This is a genomic window from Micromonospora sp. BRA006-A, assembly GCF_033433935.1.
Taxonomy (GTDB): Bacteria; Actinomycetota; Actinomycetes; order Mycobacteriales; family Micromonosporaceae; genus Micromonospora; species Micromonospora aurantiaca.
This window is the reverse complement of sequence record NZ_JANCLW010000001.1, coordinates 5,788,053-5,806,318: the sequence shown is the minus strand read 5'-3', so window position 1 is coordinate 5,806,318 and position 18,266 is coordinate 5,788,053. Positions and strand designations below refer to the sequence as shown.

Sequence of the window (18,266 nt, the reverse complement as noted above, 5' to 3'; positions counted from 1 at the left end):
TGACCCGATCGGTGCCAGGATGGCTGATACGGTCCGGAAAACCGACTGGTATCAGGGAGTGGGACGACCATGGGTAAGAAGGTCACTGTCGTCGGCGCCGGCTTCTACGGCTCGACCACCGCACAGCGCCTGGCCGAGTACGACGTCTTCGACACCGTCGTGATCACCGACATCGTGGAGGGCAAGCCGGCGGGTCTCGCGCTCGACCTCAACCAGTCCCGCGCGGTCGAGGGCTTCGAGACCAAGGTCGTGGGCGTCACCACCGGCCCGAACGGCGAGGGCTACGAGGCCATCGAGGGCTCGGACGTCGTCGTCATCACCGCCGGCCTGCCGCGCAAGCCGGGCATGAGCCGGATGGACCTGCTGGAGACCAACGCCAAGATCGTCCGGCAGGTCGCCGAGAACGTCGCCAAGTACGCTCCGAACGCCGTCGTCATCGTGGTGTCCAACCCGCTCGACGAGATGACCGCGCTGGCCCAGCTCGCCACCCAGTTCCCGAAGAACCGGGTGCTCGGCCAGGCCGGCATGCTGGACACCGCCCGCTTCACCAACTTCGTCGCCGAGGCGCTGAGCGTACCGGTGAAGTCGGTACGGACCCTGACGCTCGGCTCGCACGGCGACACGATGGTCCCGGTGCCGTCGAAGAGCACCGTGAACGGCAAGCCGCTGCGTGACGTCATGCCGGCCGAGCAGATCGAGGAGCTGGTCGTCAAGACCCGCAACGGTGGCGCCGAGGTCGTCGCGCTGCTCAAGACCGGTTCGGCGTACTACGCCCCGTCCGCCGCCGCGGCCCGGATGGCGAAGGCCGTCGCCGAGGACTCCGGCGCCGTCATGCCGGTCTGCGCCTGGGTCGACGGCGAGTACGGCATCTCCGGCGTCTACCTGGGCGTCGAGGCCGAGATCGGCGCCGAGGGCGTGAAGCGGGTCGTCGAGACCGACCTGGACGCCGACGAGCTGGCCGCGCTGAAGGAGGCCGCCGAGGCCGTCCGCGCCAAGCAGGGCGACGTCGCCAGCATGTGACGCCCGTCCCACAGCGTCGAAAGGCCCGCCGGCTCCGCCGGCGGGCCTTCTGCCGTCCCGCCACGGTTCCCCCCGCTCCCCCCGCTCTCCCCGTCGATCATGAGGTTGACGGCGTATTCGATCTCCAATTCCGCCGCCAACCTCATGATCGACCCGGTCCGGGGTGGGGGGTGAAGGGAGCGGTCAGGTGGGGAGTGGCCAGGACGGCGGGGGAGAGGGTTGCCAGCAGGGTCGTGCGGGAGTGGCGGGCTTCGTCCGGGTCCACCTCGTGGGCGTATGCCAGCTCCGGGTCGACCAACTGGATCGCGTGCACCAGCAGGTCGCCGGTGATCAGGAGGCGCTCGTCATCCGCCTCGATGAGCACCGACTGGTGACCCGGCGTGTGGCCGGGCGTGTGCAGCAGCCGTACCCCCGGGGTGAGGGGCGTGTCGCCGTCGACCACCCGCAGCCGGCCGGCGGCGCGCAGCGGCGTCAGCAGCCGGGCCGGCAGTTCCGGGTGGAACAGCTCCAGCGCGTCCACCTCGGCGCGCTGGATCAGGTGGTCCGCGTTCGGGAACAGCGCGCCGGCCCAGCCCACGTGATCGGTGTGCAGATGGGTGAGGACCACGGTGCGGACGTCGGCCGGGTCGATCCCGGCGGCGGCCAGCTCGGCCGGCAGCCGGCCCGGCACCGGCGCCCAGCTCGCGGCGAGCGAGTCGGCCGGGCCGATACCGGCGTCGACAAGCGTGACCGGCCCGTCGCCGGCCCGCACCGCGAACGCGCGGAACCGCAGCCACCACCTGCCGTCGTCGGTGACGGCACCCGGATCGAGCCGGTCGGCAGCCGCCCAGTGCGCCTGGGTGGCACCGGGAAACGCCTCGCCGCGGGGCTGGAAGAAGGGCCCCTCGCCGTCGGAGAGCGCGGTGACCATGATAGACCCGATGGTGCGGCTGCGCGGCATCGGACGATGATGCCAGCGGCCCGAGGCGCGGCGCAGCCCGCTTTTCCGGCGGCCCACCCGGGCCGCCTGGGGACTGCCGGCCAGTTTCCAGTACGCTCGTACTGCTTGAGCACGTGTCCCCCGAGAGGAGCGCCGGCCGATGGCGAAGATCAAGGTAAACAACCCGGTCGTGGAGATCGACGGCGACGAGATGACCCGGATCATCTGGAAGCAGATCCGGGAGCAGCTGATCCTGCCCTACCTCGACGTCGACCTGCACTACTACGACCTGTCGATCCAGCACCGTGACGCCACCGACGACCAGGTCACGGTCGACGCCGCCAACGCCATCAAGGAGCACGGCGTCGGCGTCAAGTGCGCCACCATCACCCCGGACGAGGCCCGGGTGGAGGAGTTCGGCCTGAAGAAGATGTGGCGGTCGCCGAACGGCACCATCCGCAACATCCTCGGCGGCGTGGTCTTCCGCGAGCCGATCATCATGTCGAACGTGCCGCGGCTCGTCCCGGGCTGGACCAAGCCGATCATCATCGGCCGGCACGCGCACGGCGACCAGTACAAGGCCACCGACTTCGTCGTCCCCGGCCCGGGCACGGTGACCATCACCTACACCCCGGCCGACGGCGGCACCCCGATGGAGATGGAGGTCGCCAACTTCCCCGGCGGCGGCATCGCCATGGGCATGTACAACTACGACGAGTCGATCCGGGACTTCGCCCGCGCCTCGTTCCGGTACGGCCTGGACCGCAACTACCCGGTCTACATGTCCACCAAGAACACCATCCTCAAGGCGTACGACGGCCGGTTCAAGGACATCTTCGCCGAGGTGTTCGAGAACGAGTTCAAGGCCGAGTTCGAGGCCGCCGGCCTCACCTACGAGCACCGGCTGATCGACGACATGGTCGCCGCCGCGCTCAAGTGGGAGGGCGGGTACGTCTGGGCCTGCAAGAACTACGACGGTGACGTGCAGTCCGACACCGTCGCGCAGGGCTTCGGCTCGCTCGGCCTGATGACCTCGGTGCTGCTCTCCCCGGACGGCCGCACCGTCGAGGCCGAGGCCGCCCACGGCACCGTCACCCGGCACTACCGGCAGTACCAGAAGGGCGAGAAGACCTCGACCAACCCGATCGCCTCGATCTACGCCTGGACCCGGGGCCTGGCCCACCGGGGCAAGCTGGACGGCACGCCGGCGGTCACCGAGTTCGCGAACACGCTGGAGAAGGTCATCGTGGACACCGTCGAGGGTGGCCAGATGACCAAGGACCTCGCGCTGCTCATCTCGCGGGACGCCCCGTGGCTGACCACCGACGAGTTCATGAACGCGCTCGACGAGAACCTGGCGCGCAAGCTCGCCGCCTGACGTGCAAGGAAGGGCCCCTTCTTAACGCCTCGCGTTGTAGAAGGGGCCCTTTTTAACACCTCAGACCCGCCGGGACGGCGTGACCTCGTTCGGTGCGCCCTCGTTGACAGGGTGGACGAGATGCCAGTCGCGTCCATGAAGGTGGGCCGTGGCCGCGCGCCGGCCGGCTGACCTTCGAGGCTGCTGAGCGCAGCCAGCCGTCCCTTCCCTGCGGGGGGTCCTGTCCCGGGCCCCCCGCGCCCCATGCTCCGGTCGCGGCTGTTAAGAAGGGGCCCTTCCTCTACCGCAGGCGTTAATAAGGGGCCCTTCCTTTCACGCGGTGCGGAGCAGCTCGGCGGCTCTCTCGGGGGCGATGTCGTTGATGAACACGCCCATGCCGGACTCCGACCCGGCCAGGTACTTCAGCTTGTCCTTGGCCCGCCGGATGCTGAACAGCTGAAGGTGCAGGTGGCCCAGCTCCCTGTCGATCCGTACCGGCGCCTGGTGCCACGCCGCGATGTACGGCATCGGCAGGTCGAACAGCCCGTCGAAGCGGCGCAGCAGATCCAGGTAGAGCGGCCCGAAGGCGTCCCGCTCGGCGTCGTCGAGCGCCGGGATGTCCGGCACCGGCCGGTGTGGCGCCACGTGCACCTCGAACGGCCAGCGCGCCGCCGCCGGGACGTACGCGGTCCAGTGCTCGTTGCTCGTCACCACCCGGTCCCCGGAGGCGCGTTCGGTGGCCAGCACGTCGGCGTAGAGGTTGCCCCCGGTGCGGTCGGCGTACCGGCGGGCGGCGGCCAGCATGGTGCGGGTGCGCGGCGTGACGAACGGGTACGCGTAGATCTGCCCGTGCGGGTGGTGCAGCGTCACCCCGATCTCCACGCCCCGGTTCTCGAACGGGAAGACCTGCTCCACGCCGGGCAGCGCGCTCAGCGCCGTGGTGCGGTCGGCGAGCGCGTCGAGCACCGTCCGGACCCGCCGCGGGGAGAGCCGGGCGAACGAGGCGTTGTGGTCGTCGGTGAAGCAGACCACCTCGCACCTGCCGCGCCCGGGGCGTACCGGGGTGAACGGCGTGATCTCGGCCGGCTCGTCGGCCACCCGCTGGCTCAGCGACGGGAACCGGTTCTCGAAGACCACCACGTCGTAGTCGGGCGCCGGGATCTCGCTGTGCCGCTCGCCCCGGGACGGGCAGAGCGGGCACTGGTCGGCCGGGGGCAGGAACGTGCGGGTCTGCCGGTGCACCGCCACCGCCACCCACTCGTCGGTCAGCGGGTCGTACCGCAGTTGCGAGGCGGGCGGGGGAGGGGGCAGATCCCGCCGGTCCGGCTGGTCGCGGACCGCGTCGTCCCGCTCGTCGAAGTAGATCAGCTCGCGGCCGTCGGCCAGCGCGATCTGCGTGCGCTTCACTCCGCCCCCCTCGTCGTGGGCACCGTCACCAGCTCACCCACCCTGTCGTCGAGTACCCGTCGGGCCTCGGGTGCCAACCGGTCGTCGGTGACCAGCACGTCCGCCGCCTCCAGCGGCACGATCGACGAGATGCCGACGGTGCCCCACTTGGTGTGGTCGGCGAGCACCACGAGCCGGTCCGCCGCGGCTACGAGCGCCCGGTTCGTGTCCGCCTCCATCAGATTGGGGGTGGTGAAACCGGCCCGTTCGCTGATCCCGTGTACGCCCAGGAAGAGCAGGTCCAGGTGCAGCGCGGCGATCGCGGCCACGGCGAGCGGGCCGACGAGCGCGTCCGACGGTGTGCGGACGCCGCCGGTGAGCACCACGGTCTGGTCCGGCCGCCCGCCGACGTACAGGGCCTCCGCCACCGGCAGCGAGTTGGTGACCACGGTGAGGCCGGGCACGTCGACCAGCCGCCGGGCCAGCTCGGCGGTGGTGGTGCCGGCGGAGAGCGCGATGGCGGCGCCGGGCCGGACCAGTCCCGCGGCGTACTCGGCGATGGCGGCCTTCTCGGCGGACTGGCGGACGGACTTGGCGTGGAAGCCGGGCTCGTCGGTCGAGCCGGGACCGGCCGGCGTCGCGCCACCGTGCACCTTGGCGAGCAGTCCCTGCTCGTGCAGCGTGTCCAGGTCGCGCCGGATGGTCATGTCGGAGACGCCGAACTCGGCCGCCAACTCGGTGACCCGGACGCCGCCGGCGCGGCGCAGTCGTTCCAGGATCGCCGTCTGCCGCTGCCGCGCCAGCATCCCCGGCTCACCTCCGCGCCTCACCGACCGCGCGGGCACTCCACGCGGTCGAACGTGTTCCAACAAAGACGAACACTACCGCGCAGCGACGGGCGATGCGAGACCGCCGCCGTCCGGAAGGCCGGACGACGGCGGTCGAGGTGGGCACAGGCCGGACGCGTCCGGCGGTCGGGGGTCAGGCGGGCTGGAGGCGGGGCTCCACCCAGCCGGTCTCGGTCAGGTGCTCCATCACCTTCCCGATGGCCTCCTCGACGCTCAGATCCGAGGTGTCCACCACCAGGTCGGCGTCGGTGGGCTCCTCGTACGGGTCGTCGATGCCGGTCATCCCGGTGATCAGGCCGGCCCGGGCGCGGGCGTACAGGCCCTTGCGGTCGCGCTGCTCGCAGACCGCCAGCGGCGTCGCCACGTGGACCAGCAGGAAACCCGCCCCGGCCGTCTCGGCCATCTCCCGGGCGGTGGCGCGGGCCGCCGCGTACGGCGCGATCGGGCAGCAGATGCCGACGCCCCGGTGCCGGGCGATCTCCGCGGCCACCCAGCCGATCCGGCGTACGTTGAGATCCCGGTCGGCCTTGCTGAACCCCAGCCCGGCGGAGAGTTCCCGCCGCACCACGTCGCCGTCGAGCAGCGTGATCGTGCGGTCGCCCTGCTCGCGGAGCACGTCGGCCAGCCCGCGGGCGATGGTCGACTTGCCCGAGCCGGACAGGCCGGTCAGGAAGATCACCAGACCCCGGTGCCGCCGCGGCGGGCGCGCCCGGGTCAGTTCCTTCGCCACCGCCGGCGGCGTGTGCCACTCGGGCAGCGGGAAACCCCGGTCCAGCAGGTCGTCGATCTCCCGCGTGCTCAGCGCCAGCCGCCGGTTGCGCGGCGGGATGTCCTCACGCCAGCGCCACTGCCCGTCCCGGTTGTCGTAGGCCAGCTCGCGCGGCACCAGCACGCGCAGGCCGGCGCCGGAGAGCATGCCCTCGGTGGACAGCAGGTGGGTCACCCCGTACGCGGCGGCGACCCGCGCCCGCAGCAGCGCGTCGCTGATCTCGTCGCGCCGCCGGGCCAGCGGCACCGCCACCAGCGTCGCCGGGGGCATCCGGTCGCGCGCGGCGAACACGCTGCGCACCAGCGCCTCGGCCGGCAGTCCGGCGATCGACTCCTCGCCGATCGGGATCATCACCAGCAGGTGCGCGCCGAGCGTACGGGCCGCGTGCGCGATCTGCGCCAGCTGCGGCCGGTGCAGCGGACGGTCGGCGAACACGCCGAGCACCCGGCCCGGCGGCAGCAGTCCGCGTACCTCGTCGGGGCCGCGCCGCAGCCGCTGGAACGGCCCGTGGCCGCCGTCGCCCAGGCGGCGTACCGCGCCACCGACACCCACCATGCCCTCACGGCCCGGCCAGACGTCGGTCACGTCCATCGCCGCCACCGGTGCGCCCTCACCGTCGGTGAGCACCACCGCCCGGCGGGCCGGGTCGGCCGGGTCCAGGCCGTCGGCGAGCGCCGCCGGCACCTGGAGCGTCACCGGCACCGGCCACGGCGTGCCGTCGGCCAGCCGGCCGCGCCGGTTCAGCGAGGCCAGGTCGGCCCGGCTCATGAAACCGGTGAGCGGTGCGTACGCCCCACTCAGCAACAACTGGAGATCGGCCAGCTCAGCGGATCTGGGCGCGTACGACGGCGCATCCCGCAGAACGTCCTCGGGCAGCAGCCACCCGTTGCTCATCGAACCCCCAACTCGCCGGCCGGCACACAGTTTCGCAGCCCACCGGCGATCGGTCGAGAGCGCCACCCGCCTCCCGGTGATCGCGTGTCCGGCGACCGCGCCGAGGACGAACCGGGGTCACCGAATCCTTACCGGCGGGCCGCCGCCGGTCGATCGTGCGAACGGCTGCCGGAGCGCGCCGACCGGCCGAGCAACCGGTCCCGTACCCGACGGACGCGCGACGGATCCGGGACGGGAGGCGGCGCGAGTCCTCCACCCGGCGCAGCGGCTCGTCACGGCTGCGCGAGTGGCCGTCGACGGTGACGGTCAGCGTCCGCCCCTGGACCCGTCGTCCGCTCCCACCGCCCCGGGACCGGCGGCCACCTAGGGGCTGCGGCGGCCGAGGATCAGGGGATCGCAGGGGTCAGGAGAGGCTCCGGCGAGGCACCGGAGTTCTACGCTGAACGGCGTGACACTGCTCGCGACCGAGTCGCTGACCAAGACGTACGGAGGCCGGGTCACCGCGTTGGCCGACCTCACCGTGTCGGTCGAGCCGGGGATCATCGGGCTGGTGGGCGCGAACGGCGCCGGCAAATCCACTCTGATCAAGATCCTGCTGGGTCTGCTCCCGCCGACCAGCGGCCGGGTACAGGTGCTCGGCCTCGACCCCACCACCGATCCCGCCGCGGTCCGCGCCCGGGTCGGCTACATGCCCGAGCACGACGCCCTCCCGCCCGACCTGTCCGCCGCCGAACTGGTCACCCACCTGGGCCGGATCAGCGGGCTGCCGCGCACCGTCGCCCGCGAGCGGGCCTCCGAGGCGCTGCGCCACGTCGGTCTGCACGAGGAGCGGCACCGGGCCGTCGGCGGCTACTCCACCGGCATGAAGCAGCGGGTCAAGCTCGCCCAGGCGCTCGTACACGATCCCGATCTGCTGTTGCTCGACGAGCCGACGAACGGCCTCGACCCGGCCGGCCGGGACGCCATGCTCGCGCTGATCCACCGGATCGGCACCGAGTTCGGCATCTCGGTGGTGGTCTGCTCGCACCTGCTCGGCGAGGTGGAGCGGATCTGCGACACGCTCGTCGCCATCGACGGCGGCCGGCTGCTGCGCGCCGACCGGGTGTCCGCCATGACCACCGCCACCGACGTGCTCGCCGTCGAGGTGAGCGAGGGCACCGAGGAACTGGCCGCCCGGCTCGCCGCGCTCGACCTGCCGGTGACCCGCGACGGGCGGCTGCTGCTCGTCCCGCTCGCCGACGACGCCACCTACGACCAGATCCTCGGCGCGGTCGCCGAGCTGGACCTGCCGCTGCACCGGCTGGACCAGCGGCGGCACCGGGTGGCCGAACTCTTCGCCGCGAGGGAGCCCAGCCATGTCTGACGCGACCGGGGTCATCCACGACATCGGCTACCAGCGCTACACCGGCCCGCGGCTCGGCCGCCGTCAGGTCTTCGGCGCGCTCTTCCTGCACGGCGTGCGTACCGTCTTCGGGCTGGGCCGCAGCGCCAAGGCCAAGATCTTCCCGTGGCTGGTCGTCTCCGTGGTCACAGTGGTGGCCGCCGGGGTCACCGCGGTGCGGAGCCAGATCGGCGAGGTGGTGATGACGTACGCCCAGTTCGCCGACGCGATGAGCTGGCTGGTCATCTTCTTCGCCGCGGTGGCCGCGCCCGAGCTGGTCTCCCGCGACCTGCGCAGCGGCGTGCTGCCGCTGTACTTCTCCCGGCCGCTGCCGCGCGGCGACTACGCCCTGTCCAAGCTGCTGGCGCTGGTCACCGCGCTCTGGCTGCTGCTCGGCGGCCCGCAGCTGGTGATGTTCCTCGGCGCCGCGTTCACCACGAAGCGGGGTATCGGCGGGGTGTGGGACGAACTGCTCGACCTGCTGCCCGGGCTGCTCTACGCCGGGCTGTGGGCGGTGGTGTTCGCCTCGATCGCCCTGCTCGTCGCCTCGCTCACCGGCAAGCGCGCGTTCGCCGCCGGCGGCATCGTTGCGGTCTTCCTGATGACCACGCCGGTGGTCGGCGTGCTGTCCATCCTGCCCTCGCAGACGATCAACGAGCTGGCCTTCGTGGCCTCCCCGCCGACGCTCGTCGGGGGCGTGGGCAACTGGGCGCTCGGCGACCGGCTGACCCAGGGACGGGGCGGCATGCCGATCGGCGACTTCGGGCCGGTCTACGCCGTGGTGGCCGTGCTGCTGGTCGCCGCCTGCGTCAGCCTGCTGCTCCTGCGATACCGGAAGGTGGCCGCCCGATGACGGCGATCAGCACCCAGTCGACGGCCGGCGCGCCCGCCGCCGCGACGAGCACGCTCGACCTGGCCGGCGTCTCCCGCTGGTACGGCAACGTGGTGGCGGTCAACGACGTCACCATGCGGCTCGGTCCCGGTGTCACCGGCCTGCTCGGCCCCAACGGCGCCGGCAAGACCACGCTGCTGCACATGATGGCGGGCTTCCTGTCCCCGTCGCGCGGCACGGTGACGCTGGACGGGGAGCCGACCTGGCGCAACCCCGCCGTCTACCGGCGGCTCGGCCTGGTCAGCGAGCGCGAGGCGGTGCACACGTTCCTCAGCGCGTACGAGTTCGTGCTCGCCAGCGCCAGGCTGCACCGGCTGCCCGACCCGGAGGCCGCCACGAAGCGGGCGATCGAGCTGGTCGAGATGGAGGACGCGCAGACCCGGCGGATCGGCACCTACTCCAAGGGAATGCGGCAGCGCACCCGGGTCGCCGCCGCGCTCGTGCACGACCCGCAGGTGCTGCTGCTCGACGAGCCGTTCAACGGGATGGACCCGCGCCAGCGGCTGCACATGATGGCGCTGCTGCACCGGCTCGGCGACGCGGGGCGGACCATCCTGTTCAGCTCGCACATCCTGGAGGAGGTCGAACAGGTCTCCGGCACGGTCCAGGTGATGGTGGCCGGCCGGCTCGCCGCCTCCGGCGACTACCGGACCATCCGCCGCCTGATGACCAACCGGCCGCACGTGTTCGCGGTCCGCTCCACCGACGACCGGGCGCTGGCGGTGGCGCTGATGGCCGAGGCGTCGGTCTCCGGCGTCGAACTGGACCGCACCGGCCTGACCGTCAAGGCCGGCGACTACGGCGCGTTCACCCGGGCACTGCCCCGGATCGCGCTCCGGCACGGCATCCGGGTCCGGCAGCTCCTGCCGGAGGACGAGTCGCTGGAGAGCGTCTTCTCGTATCTGGTGGAGGCATGATGTCGACAGTCACCTGGATCACCGCGCGTGGCCTGTTCGGCCGGAGCCGGTTCCTCATGCTGCTGCCGTTGCCGCTGGTCCTGATCGGCCTGGCGGTGCTCTGCCGGTCGCTCGGCGTCGACCCGGGCCAGTGGGGGCCGCCGGTGCTCGTCGGCCTCGGCCTCGCGGTGGTGCTGCCGGTGGTGGCGCTGATCGTGGGCACCGGCGTACTCGGCGCGGAGATCGACGACGGCACCGTCGTGCACATCCTCACCAAGCCGCTGCCGCGCTGGCAGATCGTGCTGCCGAAGCTGGCGGTCGCGGCCGGCGTCACAGCGGTCACCGTCGGCGTCCCGATCTACGTCGCGGGCGTGCTCGCCGATTCGGTACGCCTCGGACTCGCTCTGGTCGCCGCCTCGGCGGCGGGCGCGCTGGCGTACTCGGCGCTGTTCCTGGCGCTGAGCCTGGTGACCCGGCGGCCGGTGCTGCTCGGCCTGGTCTACGTGCTGATCTGGGAGGGGCTGCTGGGCCGGTTCGTCGGCGGCACCCGGGTGCTGTCGATCCAGCAGTGGGTGATCGCCCTGGCCGACCGGATGGCGCCGACGCCGCTGCTCGGCACCACCGTCTCGGTGCCGGTCGCGGCGGTGCTCACCGGGCTGGTGGCGGTCGGGTTCACCGTGCTGGCGATCGACCGCCTGCGCTCGTTCAGCGTGGCCGGCGAGACGAGCTGAACCCGGGGCGGAACCCGTTTTCCGACGTGGACGCCGGAAAACGGGTTCCGCCCCGCCGTGTCCGGTCTGCTAGTTTGCGGCGGCTACGAACACCGACACGGGGAGACACATTGCGTTCAGCTCGACTCGCCCTGCTGGCCCCGGCCGCGGTGGCGCTGATCGTCATGTCCGGCTGCGACGGCGACGACAAGCCCTCGGCCGGGCCGGCGGCGCCCTCCGTCCCCGCCGCCACCTCCGTGCCGCCGGTGACCCCGGCCCCGGCGGGCCTCGACGACGCCACCCGGAAGACCTGCGCGACGGCGGAGAAGGACATCACGGCAGCCCTGAAGGAGGTGGCCGACGCGGAGAAGATCGGACCGCCGGCCGGCCACTCGGCGGTCAGCGCCCAGTACTCGGCGGGCGCGGCCACGCTCTACACGCACGCCTTCACCAGCAGCGACGAGGTGAACGCCGCGGTGAAGGGGGTCGCCACCGAGATGACCGACCTCGCCGACACCTGGGCCAAGGCGCCGGGTAAGGCACCGAGCAAGGCGGATCTCACCGCCGCCCGGGACAAGCTCAAGGCGGCCTGCGCGGCCGAGTGAGGCACGTACCTCGAAGGGCCGGCCCGGCTGGCCCTTCGAGGTGTTAAGAAGGGCCCCTTCTACAACGCCAGGCGTTAAGAAGGGGCCCTTCCTTACATCGGTGGTCAGAACGCGCAGGCGATGACCAGTTCGGTGGTGCGGTCCGGTAGCAGGTCCAGCTTCGCGATCCGGCCCGCCGCGCGCAGGTCGTCGGCGACGGTGCCGAGCCGGTCGAGCACCGCCGCCGGTCCGAGCGCCTCGGCCAGCGGCACGTCCGCCTTCATCGACAGCTTCCGTTCAGACTTGGCGCGGCGCACCTGACCCAGCGCATCAGCGGCCAGCCGCAGCAGCTCCGGGTCACCCGGCGCCTCCATGGCGCGGCCCACCTCGTACGTGGTCGGCCACGGTGAGCGGTGCACCGAGCCGTACCGCCACCACGACCAGACCTCCTCGGTGACGAACGGCAGCACCGGCGCGAACAGACGCAACTGCACCGACAACGCGGTCGCCAGCGCCGCCCGGGCCGAGTCGGCGGCCGGCCCGGTGCCGTAGGCGCGCTCCTTCACCAACTCGATGTAGTCGTCGCAGAACCGCCAGAAGAACGCCTCGGTGGCCATCAGGGCGGCCGTGTGGTCGTACCCGTCGAAGGCGGTGGTCGCGGTCGCGACCACGCCGGACAGTTCGGCGAGCATCGCGGTGTCGAGCGGTTGGGTCGCCGCGGCCCGCAGCGCGTCGGCGGCGCCCAGCCCGAGCGCGAACCGCGACGCGTTCAGCAGCTTGGTGGCCAGCCGGCGGCCCACCTTGACCTGGGCCGGGTCGAAGGCGAGGTCCATGCCCGGCTTGCCGTTCGCGGCCCAGTAGCGGACCGCGTCGGACCCGTTGCGCTCCAGCAGCGCCATCGGGGTGACCACGTTGCCCTTGGACTTCGACATCTTCTTGCGGTCCGGGTCGAGGATCCAGCCGGAGAGCACGGCGGTGTGCCACGGCAGCGCGCCGTGCTCCAGGTGGGACCGGGCCACCGTGGCGAACAGCCAGGTGCGGATGATGTCGTGCCCCTGCGGGCGCAGGTCCATCGGGAAGACCCTGGTGAACAGGTCCGGGTCGGTCTCCCAGCCGCCGACGATCTGCGGGGTCAGCGACGAGGTGGCCCAGGTGTCCAGCACGTCCGGGTCGCCGGTGAAACCGCCGGGCACGCCGCGCTGCGACTCCTCGTATCCGGGCGGCGGCTCGCTCGTCGGATCGATCGGGAGCATCGCCTCGTCCGGTGTGAGAGGGTGGGACCAGTCCGGCTCGCCAGTGTCGTCGAGCCGGTACCACACCGGCACCGGCACGCCGAAGAACCGCTGCCGGCTGACCAGCCAGTCACCGGTGAGACCACCCACCCAGTGCTCGTACCGGTGCCGCATGTGCTCCGGCACCCAGCGCAGCTCCCGCCCCCGGGCCAGCAGCTCCTCGCGCAGGCCGGTGTCGCGGCCGCCGTTGCGCAGATACCACTGCCGGGTCGAGACGATCTCCAGCGGCCGGTCGCCGCGCTCGTAGAACTTCACCGGATGGGTGATCGGTCGCGGCTCGCCGACCAGGTCACCCGCGTCCGCGAGCAGCTCCACGAGCGTCCGCCGGGCGCCGTTCACCGTCTGCCCGGCCAGCGCCGCGTAGGGCTCCGCCGGCACGCCGGCCGGCGGCTCCGGCAGCAGGCGTCCGTCCCGGCCGATCACCACGCGGGTGTCCAGCCGCAGCTCACGCCACCAGGTCACGTCGGTGAGGTCACCGAACGTGCAGACCATCGCGATGCCCGTGCCCTTGGCCGGGTCCGCCAGCGGGTGCGCGCGCACCGGCACCTCGACCCCGAACACCGGGGTACGCGCAGCGGCGCCGACCAGGTCCGCGTACCGCTCGTCGTCGGGGTGGCAGACGAGCGCCACGCAGGCCGGCAGCAGCTCCGGCCGGGTGGTGTCGATGAGCACCTCGCGGCCGTCCGGGCCGGTGAACCGCAGCCGGTGGTACGCGCCGGGCCGCTCCCGGTCCTCCAGCTCGGCCTGTGCGACGGCGGTGCCGTACCCGACGTCCCACAGCGTCGGCGCCTCGGCCTGGTACGCCTCGCCCCGCGCCAGGTTGCGCAGGAACGCGCGCTGGCTCGCCGCGCGGGCCGCCGACCCGATGGTGGTGTACGTCAGCGACCAGTCCACCGACAGCCCGAGCCGCCGCCAGAGCGCCTCGAACGCCTTCTCGTCCTCGACCGTGAGCAGTTCGCACAGCTCGATGAAGTTGCGCCGGGAGATCGCCGTCGGGTTCTTCCGGGCCGCGTCGTCCACAGGTGCCGACGGCGGGTGCCAGTCCCCGTCGTACGGCAGCGACGGATCGGGTCGCACGCCGTACACGTTCTGCACCCGGCGTTCGGTGGGCAGCCCGTTGTCGTCCCAGCCCATCGGGTAGAAGACGGTCCGCCCGCGCATGCGCTGGAACCGGGCCACCGTGTCGGTGTGCGTGTACGAGAAGACGTGCCCCATGTGCAGTTCGCCCGACACGGTCGGCGGGGGAGTGTCGATCGCGTATACGTCCGACCGCTCCTTCGTGCGGTCGAACGCGTACGTGCCGTCGGACTGCCAGCGGCGGGCCCAGGTCTCCTCGAGGCCGTCCAGGCTCGGACGCTCGGGGACGCCGCCGCGGGCGCTCCTCGTCGTGTCGGTCATCAGCCGATGGTAGGCAGCCACCCGGCCGCACTCCACGACTTTCCCCACCCTGCGCGTCCTCGTCGATCTTGCACTTACCGCCCCGGCACAAGCCGCATTCCCGGCATCCCTCGGGCCGCAAGTGCAAGATCAACGAGGTCGGAGGGAGGTCGGAGGGGAGAGGGCTAGAGGAGGGAGTCGCGCCACTGGCGGTGCAGGGCGGCGTAGCGGCCGTCGGCGGCGATCAGCTCGGCCGGCGGGCCGTCCTCCACGATCCGGCCGTCGTCGAGCACCAGCACCCGATCCGCCGTCTCCACCGTGGACAGCCGATGGGCGATCACCAGGGCGGTGCGGTCGCGCAGCACGTTGTGCAGGGCCCGCTGCACCAGCCGTTCGGTCGGCACGTCGAGCGACGAGGTCGCCTCGTCGAGGATCAGTACCCGGGGATCGGCGAGGAACGCCCGGGCGAACGCGACGAGTTGCCGCTGCCCGGCGGACAGCCGCCCGCCGCGCCGGTGCACGTCGGTGGCGTACCCGTCGGGCAGCGCGGCGATGAAGTCGTGCGCGCCGATCGCCCGCGCCGCCGCCACCACCGCCTCGTCGTCGGCGTCGGGACGGCCGAACCTGATGTTGTCGGCCACGGAACCGCTGAACAGGTGCGTCTCCTGGGTCACCAGCACCACAGCCCGGCGCAGCTCGGCGTCTGCCAGGTCGCGCAGGTCCACCCCGTCCAGCCGGACCGTGCCCGCGTCCGGGTCGTGGAATCGGGCGACGAGCTTCGCGACAGTGGACTTCCCGGCACCGGTCGGCCCGATCAGCGCCACTGTCTGCCCCGGCGGCACGGTCAGGTCGAGGCCGGACAGGATCGGAGTCCGGCGGCGGTAGCCGAAGTCGACGGCACGAAAGGTCACCGCCCCGCGCGGCGGACCGGCCGGCAGCGGCACCGGCTGCGCCGGCTCGGCCACCGCCGGGCGCTCGTCCAGCACCCCGGCCAGCTTCTCCAGCGCTGCGGTCGCCGACTGGAGCGAATTGTAGAACTGGCTCAGCTCCTCCATCGGCTCGAAGAACCGGCGCAGGTAGAGCAGGAACGCGGCGAGCACGCCCACCTCCACGCCGCCGCCCAGCACCCGCCAGCCGCCGTAGCCGAGCACCACCGCCGCGGTCAGGTTGCCGATCAGCCGGATGCCCGGCGAGTAGATCGCGATCAGCCGGAACGCGCTCAGGCTGGAGCGCCGGTAGTCGTCGTTCACCGCGCCGAAGATGCGGTCGTTGCGGTCCTCCCGCCGGTACGCCTGCACGGCCCGGATGCCGCGCAGCGACTCGACGAAGTGCACGATGACCAGCGCCACCGCCTCCCGGGTGCGCCGGTACGCCCCGGCCGACGCGCGGGCGAACCAGCGCGACAGCAGGAACAGGAACGGGAAGGCGAGCAGCGTCACCGCCGCCAGTGGCAGATCCAGCCAGAGCAGGATGCCCGCCACCGACAGCACGGAGAGCCCGGCCATCACCAGTTTGTCGATGCCGCCGTCGACCAGCTCGGCGATCGACTCCAGGTCGCTGGTCAGCCGGGACACCATCCGTCCGGACGTGTAGCGCTCGTGGAACCCGACGTCGAGGCGCAGGAAGTGTCCGTACACCCGGCGGCGCAGGTCCAGCAGGACGGCCTGGCCGATCCGGGCGGCGAGGGTGAGGAACGCGCGCCGGGCCGCGTACTCGACAGCAGTGGCGACCACGAACGCGGCGGCGACAGCGACCAGGGGGCCGGGATCACCGGCCCGCAGCGGCCCGATGCCCCTGTCGATGCCGAGCATGACCAGGTACGGCCCGGACATCGCGGCGGCGTTCTGCGCCAGCAGCAGCGCCACCGCCAGCCCGAGCGCCCGCCGGTGCGGGCGCAGCAGCCGGCGCAGCAGCAGCCGGCTGCGGGCGCGCAGCCGGGTCACCGCCTCCGGGGACGAGTCCTCGGCCCGGCTGCGGTCGGCGTCCGGGTCGGTGGCCCGCCCCCGCCAGCGGGACAGGTCGTCACCGTCGCCGTGGCGCGCGCCGGTCGCCCCGGCACCGCTGCGCGCGTCGCGGGGCCTGGGTACCCGCGGCGCGCGGCCGGTCACGAGCGCACCAGGCCGACGCCGTCGCTCCGGCGCTCCGGCTCGGCGGACAACACCGCCCGGTAGGCGGGCACCCGGGCCAGCAGCTCCGAGTGAGTACCGACGGCGACGATCCGGCCGTCGTCGAGCAGGGCCACCCGGTCCGCCAGCGCCACCGTCGACGGGCGGTGCGCCACCAGCAGGGTCGTGGTCGCGGTGTCCCGCAGCACCCGGCGCAGGGCCGCCTCGACGAGCGCCTCGGTGTGCACGTCGAGCGCGGAGAGCGGGTCGTCGAGCACCAGCACCGCGGGCCGGCCGAGCACCGCACGCGCCAGCGCGAGGCGCTGCCGCTGCCCGCCGGACAGCGACAGCCCCTGCTCACCGACCCGGGTGGCGAGCCCCCACGGCAGCTCGTACGCGAAGTCCGCCTGGGCCAGCGTCAGCGCGGCGCGGACCTCGTCCTCGCTCGCGTCCGGCCGGCCCAGCGTGAGGTTCTCCCAGATCGACATGGAGAACAGCGTCGGCTCCTCGAACGCCACGGCGACCAGCCGGCGCAACGAGTCCAGCCGCAGGTCACGTACGTCGTACCCGTCGATCGTGATCCGGCCGCCGGTCACCTCGTGCAGCCGGGGGACGAGCGACAGCAGCGTGCTCTTGCCGCACCCGGTGGCACCGACCAGCGCCATCGTCTCGCCCGGCTCGACCGCCAGATCCAGGTCGCGCAGCACCGGGCCGGACGTGCCGGGGTAGCTGAAGCCCACCCCCTCGAAGCTGAGCCGGCCGCGTACCTCACCCCGGTCGAGCGACCCGGCGTGCGGAGCGTCCACGATGGTCGGCGGTGTGTCCAGCACCTCCTGGATCCGGTCGGCGGCGGTCGCTGCCTCCTGGCCGTTGGCGATGATCCAGCCCAGTGACTGCACCGGCCAGATCAGCATGAGCTGGAGGCTCACGAACGCGACCAGCTCACCGATGGACAGCGCGCCGTCGGCGACCGCCGCGGCGCCGGCCACCAGGACCGCGCCGAGCGTCAGGTTGGGCACCAGGTCGAACAGCGCGGAGGTCCGGGCCAGCAGCCGGGCCTTGCCGATCCCGGTGTCGTGCAGCCGGCGCGCGCCGACGGCGAACCGGGCAGCCAGCTCCGGCCCTCGCCCGTACGCCCGCATGGTGCGCAACCCCAGCGCGGTCTCCTCGACCAGCGTGGCGACGTCGCCCTGCTGGTCCTGCATCCGCCGCGACGCCGCGTGGTAGTGGCGGGCGAAGCGGCGGCTGATCAGGAACAGCGGTACGGCGCTCGCCGCGACCAGCAGCCCCAGCCACTGGTGCAGCCGGATCAGCAGCGCCACCACCGCCGCGTAGGTGACCAGGTTGAGCACCAGGAACAGCAGCCCGAAGGAGAGGAACCGCCGGATCACCGACAGGTCGCTGGTGATCCGGGACAGCAACTGGCCGGACTGCCAGCGGTCGTGGAAACCGGCCGGAAGCCGTTGCAGGTGGGCGTAGATGTCGGCGCGGATGGCGGCCTCCATGCCGACCGAGGACGACGACTGCGTCCAGCGGCGGATGAAGATGAGGACCGCCTCGGCCACACCGAGCAGCAGCGCCAGCGCGCCGAGCCGGAGCAGCCCGGCCTCGTCGTGCCGGGCCACCGGCCCGTCCACCACCCGCTGCACCACCAGCGGAACGGCGAGGCTCGCCGCGGTCGCCGCGAGCGCCGCGATCAGCAGCCAGGCGAACTCCATCGCGTACGGGCGCAGGTAGGGCCGCAGCCGCCAGAGGTTGCGCAGCGGCTGGGACCGGGCGCCGGTATGCGCCGCGGGGTTGCCGTCGCTGGACGCGGGCACTACCCGACGGTAGCCG

The 18,266-nt window shown here is 72.7% G+C and carries 14 protein-coding genes; 7 read left to right on the top strand and 7 right to left on the bottom strand.

The window, feature by feature from the left end; translation table 11 throughout:
* The first annotated feature begins 69 nt into the window (after positions 1 to 69).
* Positions 70 to 1,020: a malate dehydrogenase gene (gene mdh, locus NMK34_RS26425; protein ID WP_013288499.1), complete on the top strand. Its 951-nt coding sequence runs from the start codon at positions 70 to 72 to the stop codon at positions 1,018 to 1,020.
* A gap of 142 nt (positions 1,021 to 1,162) precedes the next feature.
* Here the strand turns inward: mdh and NMK34_RS26420 are convergent, their stop codons facing one another.
* The gene (locus NMK34_RS26420) at positions 1,163 to 1,960 is read right to left on the bottom strand and encodes an MBL fold metallo-hydrolase (RefSeq protein WP_318335643.1); all 798 of its coding nucleotides are present in this window, start codon (positions 1,958 to 1,960) and stop codon (positions 1,163 to 1,165) included.
* A gap of 139 nt (positions 1,961 to 2,099) precedes the next feature.
* On the opposite strand from NMK34_RS26420, the gene NMK34_RS26415 reads away from it, so the two are divergent.
* The gene (locus tag NMK34_RS26415) at positions 2,100 to 3,317 is read left to right on the top strand and encodes an NADP-dependent isocitrate dehydrogenase (protein WP_174535075.1); all 1,218 of its coding nucleotides are present in this window, start codon (positions 2,100 to 2,102) and stop codon (positions 3,315 to 3,317) included.
* A 312-nt stretch (positions 3,318 to 3,629) separates the two neighbouring features.
* Here NMK34_RS26415 and galT read toward each other — a convergent pair whose 3' ends face one another.
* The 3 genes from galT to cysC all read right to left on the bottom strand — a co-directional run bounded on the left by galT (position 3,630) and on the right by cysC (position 7,193).
* Positions 3,630 to 4,703, bottom strand: a complete 1,074-nt coding sequence (gene galT, locus NMK34_RS26410) for a galactose-1-phosphate uridylyltransferase (protein ID WP_318335642.1) — start codon at positions 4,701 to 4,703, stop codon at positions 3,630 to 3,632.
* Positions 4,700 to 5,488 carry a DeoR/GlpR family DNA-binding transcription regulator gene (locus NMK34_RS26405; RefSeq protein WP_318335641.1) on the bottom strand — a complete coding sequence of 263 codons (789 nt, stop codon included), beginning with the start codon at positions 5,486 to 5,488 and terminating at the stop codon, positions 4,700 to 4,702. The genes galT and NMK34_RS26405 overlap by 4 nt, the downstream gene beginning before the upstream one ends.
* A 175-nt stretch (positions 5,489 to 5,663) precedes the next feature.
* Positions 5,664 to 7,193 carry an adenylyl-sulfate kinase gene (cysC, locus tag NMK34_RS26400; protein ID WP_318335640.1) on the bottom strand — a complete coding sequence of 510 codons (1,530 nt, stop codon included), beginning with the start codon at positions 7,191 to 7,193 and terminating at the stop codon, positions 5,664 to 5,666.
* 448 nt (positions 7,194 to 7,641) lie between these two features.
* Between cysC and NMK34_RS26395 the strand changes: the two genes are divergently transcribed.
* The 5 genes from NMK34_RS26395 to NMK34_RS26375 all read left to right on the top strand — a co-directional run bounded on the left by NMK34_RS26395 (position 7,642) and on the right by NMK34_RS26375 (position 11,677).
* Positions 7,642 to 8,556: an ABC transporter ATP-binding protein gene (locus tag NMK34_RS26395; RefSeq protein WP_091426126.1), complete on the top strand. Its 915-nt coding sequence runs from the start codon at positions 7,642 to 7,644 to the stop codon at positions 8,554 to 8,556.
* Entirely contained in the window at positions 8,549 to 9,427 is an 879-nt protein-coding gene (locus NMK34_RS26390; RefSeq protein ID WP_318335639.1) for an ABC transporter permease, read from the top strand. Before NMK34_RS26395 ends, NMK34_RS26390 begins: the two co-directional genes overlap by 8 nt.
* Positions 9,424 to 10,383, top strand: a complete 960-nt coding sequence (locus tag NMK34_RS26385; protein ID WP_318335638.1) for an ABC transporter ATP-binding protein — start codon at positions 9,424 to 9,426, stop codon at positions 10,381 to 10,383. The genes NMK34_RS26390 and NMK34_RS26385 overlap by 4 nt, the downstream gene beginning before the upstream one ends.
* The gene (locus tag NMK34_RS26380; RefSeq protein WP_262015876.1) at positions 10,383 to 11,093 is read left to right on the top strand and encodes an ABC transporter permease subunit; all 711 of its coding nucleotides are present in this window, start codon (positions 10,383 to 10,385) and stop codon (positions 11,091 to 11,093) included. The genes NMK34_RS26385 and NMK34_RS26380 overlap by 1 nt, the downstream gene beginning before the upstream one ends.
* 149 nt (positions 11,094 to 11,242) lie before the next feature.
* Complete coding sequence (locus NMK34_RS26375; RefSeq protein ID WP_318336431.1) at positions 11,243 to 11,677, top strand: hypothetical protein; 435 nt, start codon at positions 11,243 to 11,245, stop codon at positions 11,675 to 11,677.
* 104 nt (positions 11,678 to 11,781) lie between these two features.
* On the opposite strand, the gene valS is transcribed toward NMK34_RS26375, so the two are convergent.
* The 3 genes from valS to NMK34_RS26360 form a co-directional block, all read right to left on the bottom strand.
* Complete coding sequence (gene valS / locus NMK34_RS26370) at positions 11,782 to 14,346, bottom strand: valine--tRNA ligase (RefSeq protein WP_318335637.1); 2,565 nt, start codon at positions 14,344 to 14,346, stop codon at positions 11,782 to 11,784.
* A gap of 164 nt (positions 14,347 to 14,510) precedes the next feature.
* Complete coding sequence (locus NMK34_RS26365; protein WP_412098922.1) at positions 14,511 to 16,433, bottom strand: ABC transporter ATP-binding protein; 1,923 nt, start codon at positions 16,431 to 16,433, stop codon at positions 14,511 to 14,513.
* Positions 16,430 to 18,250, bottom strand: a complete 1,821-nt coding sequence (locus NMK34_RS26360) for an ABC transporter ATP-binding protein (RefSeq protein WP_318335636.1) — start codon at positions 18,248 to 18,250, stop codon at positions 16,430 to 16,432. The genes NMK34_RS26365 and NMK34_RS26360 overlap by 4 nt, the downstream gene beginning before the upstream one ends.
* Positions 18,251 to 18,266: the final 16 nt, after the last annotated feature.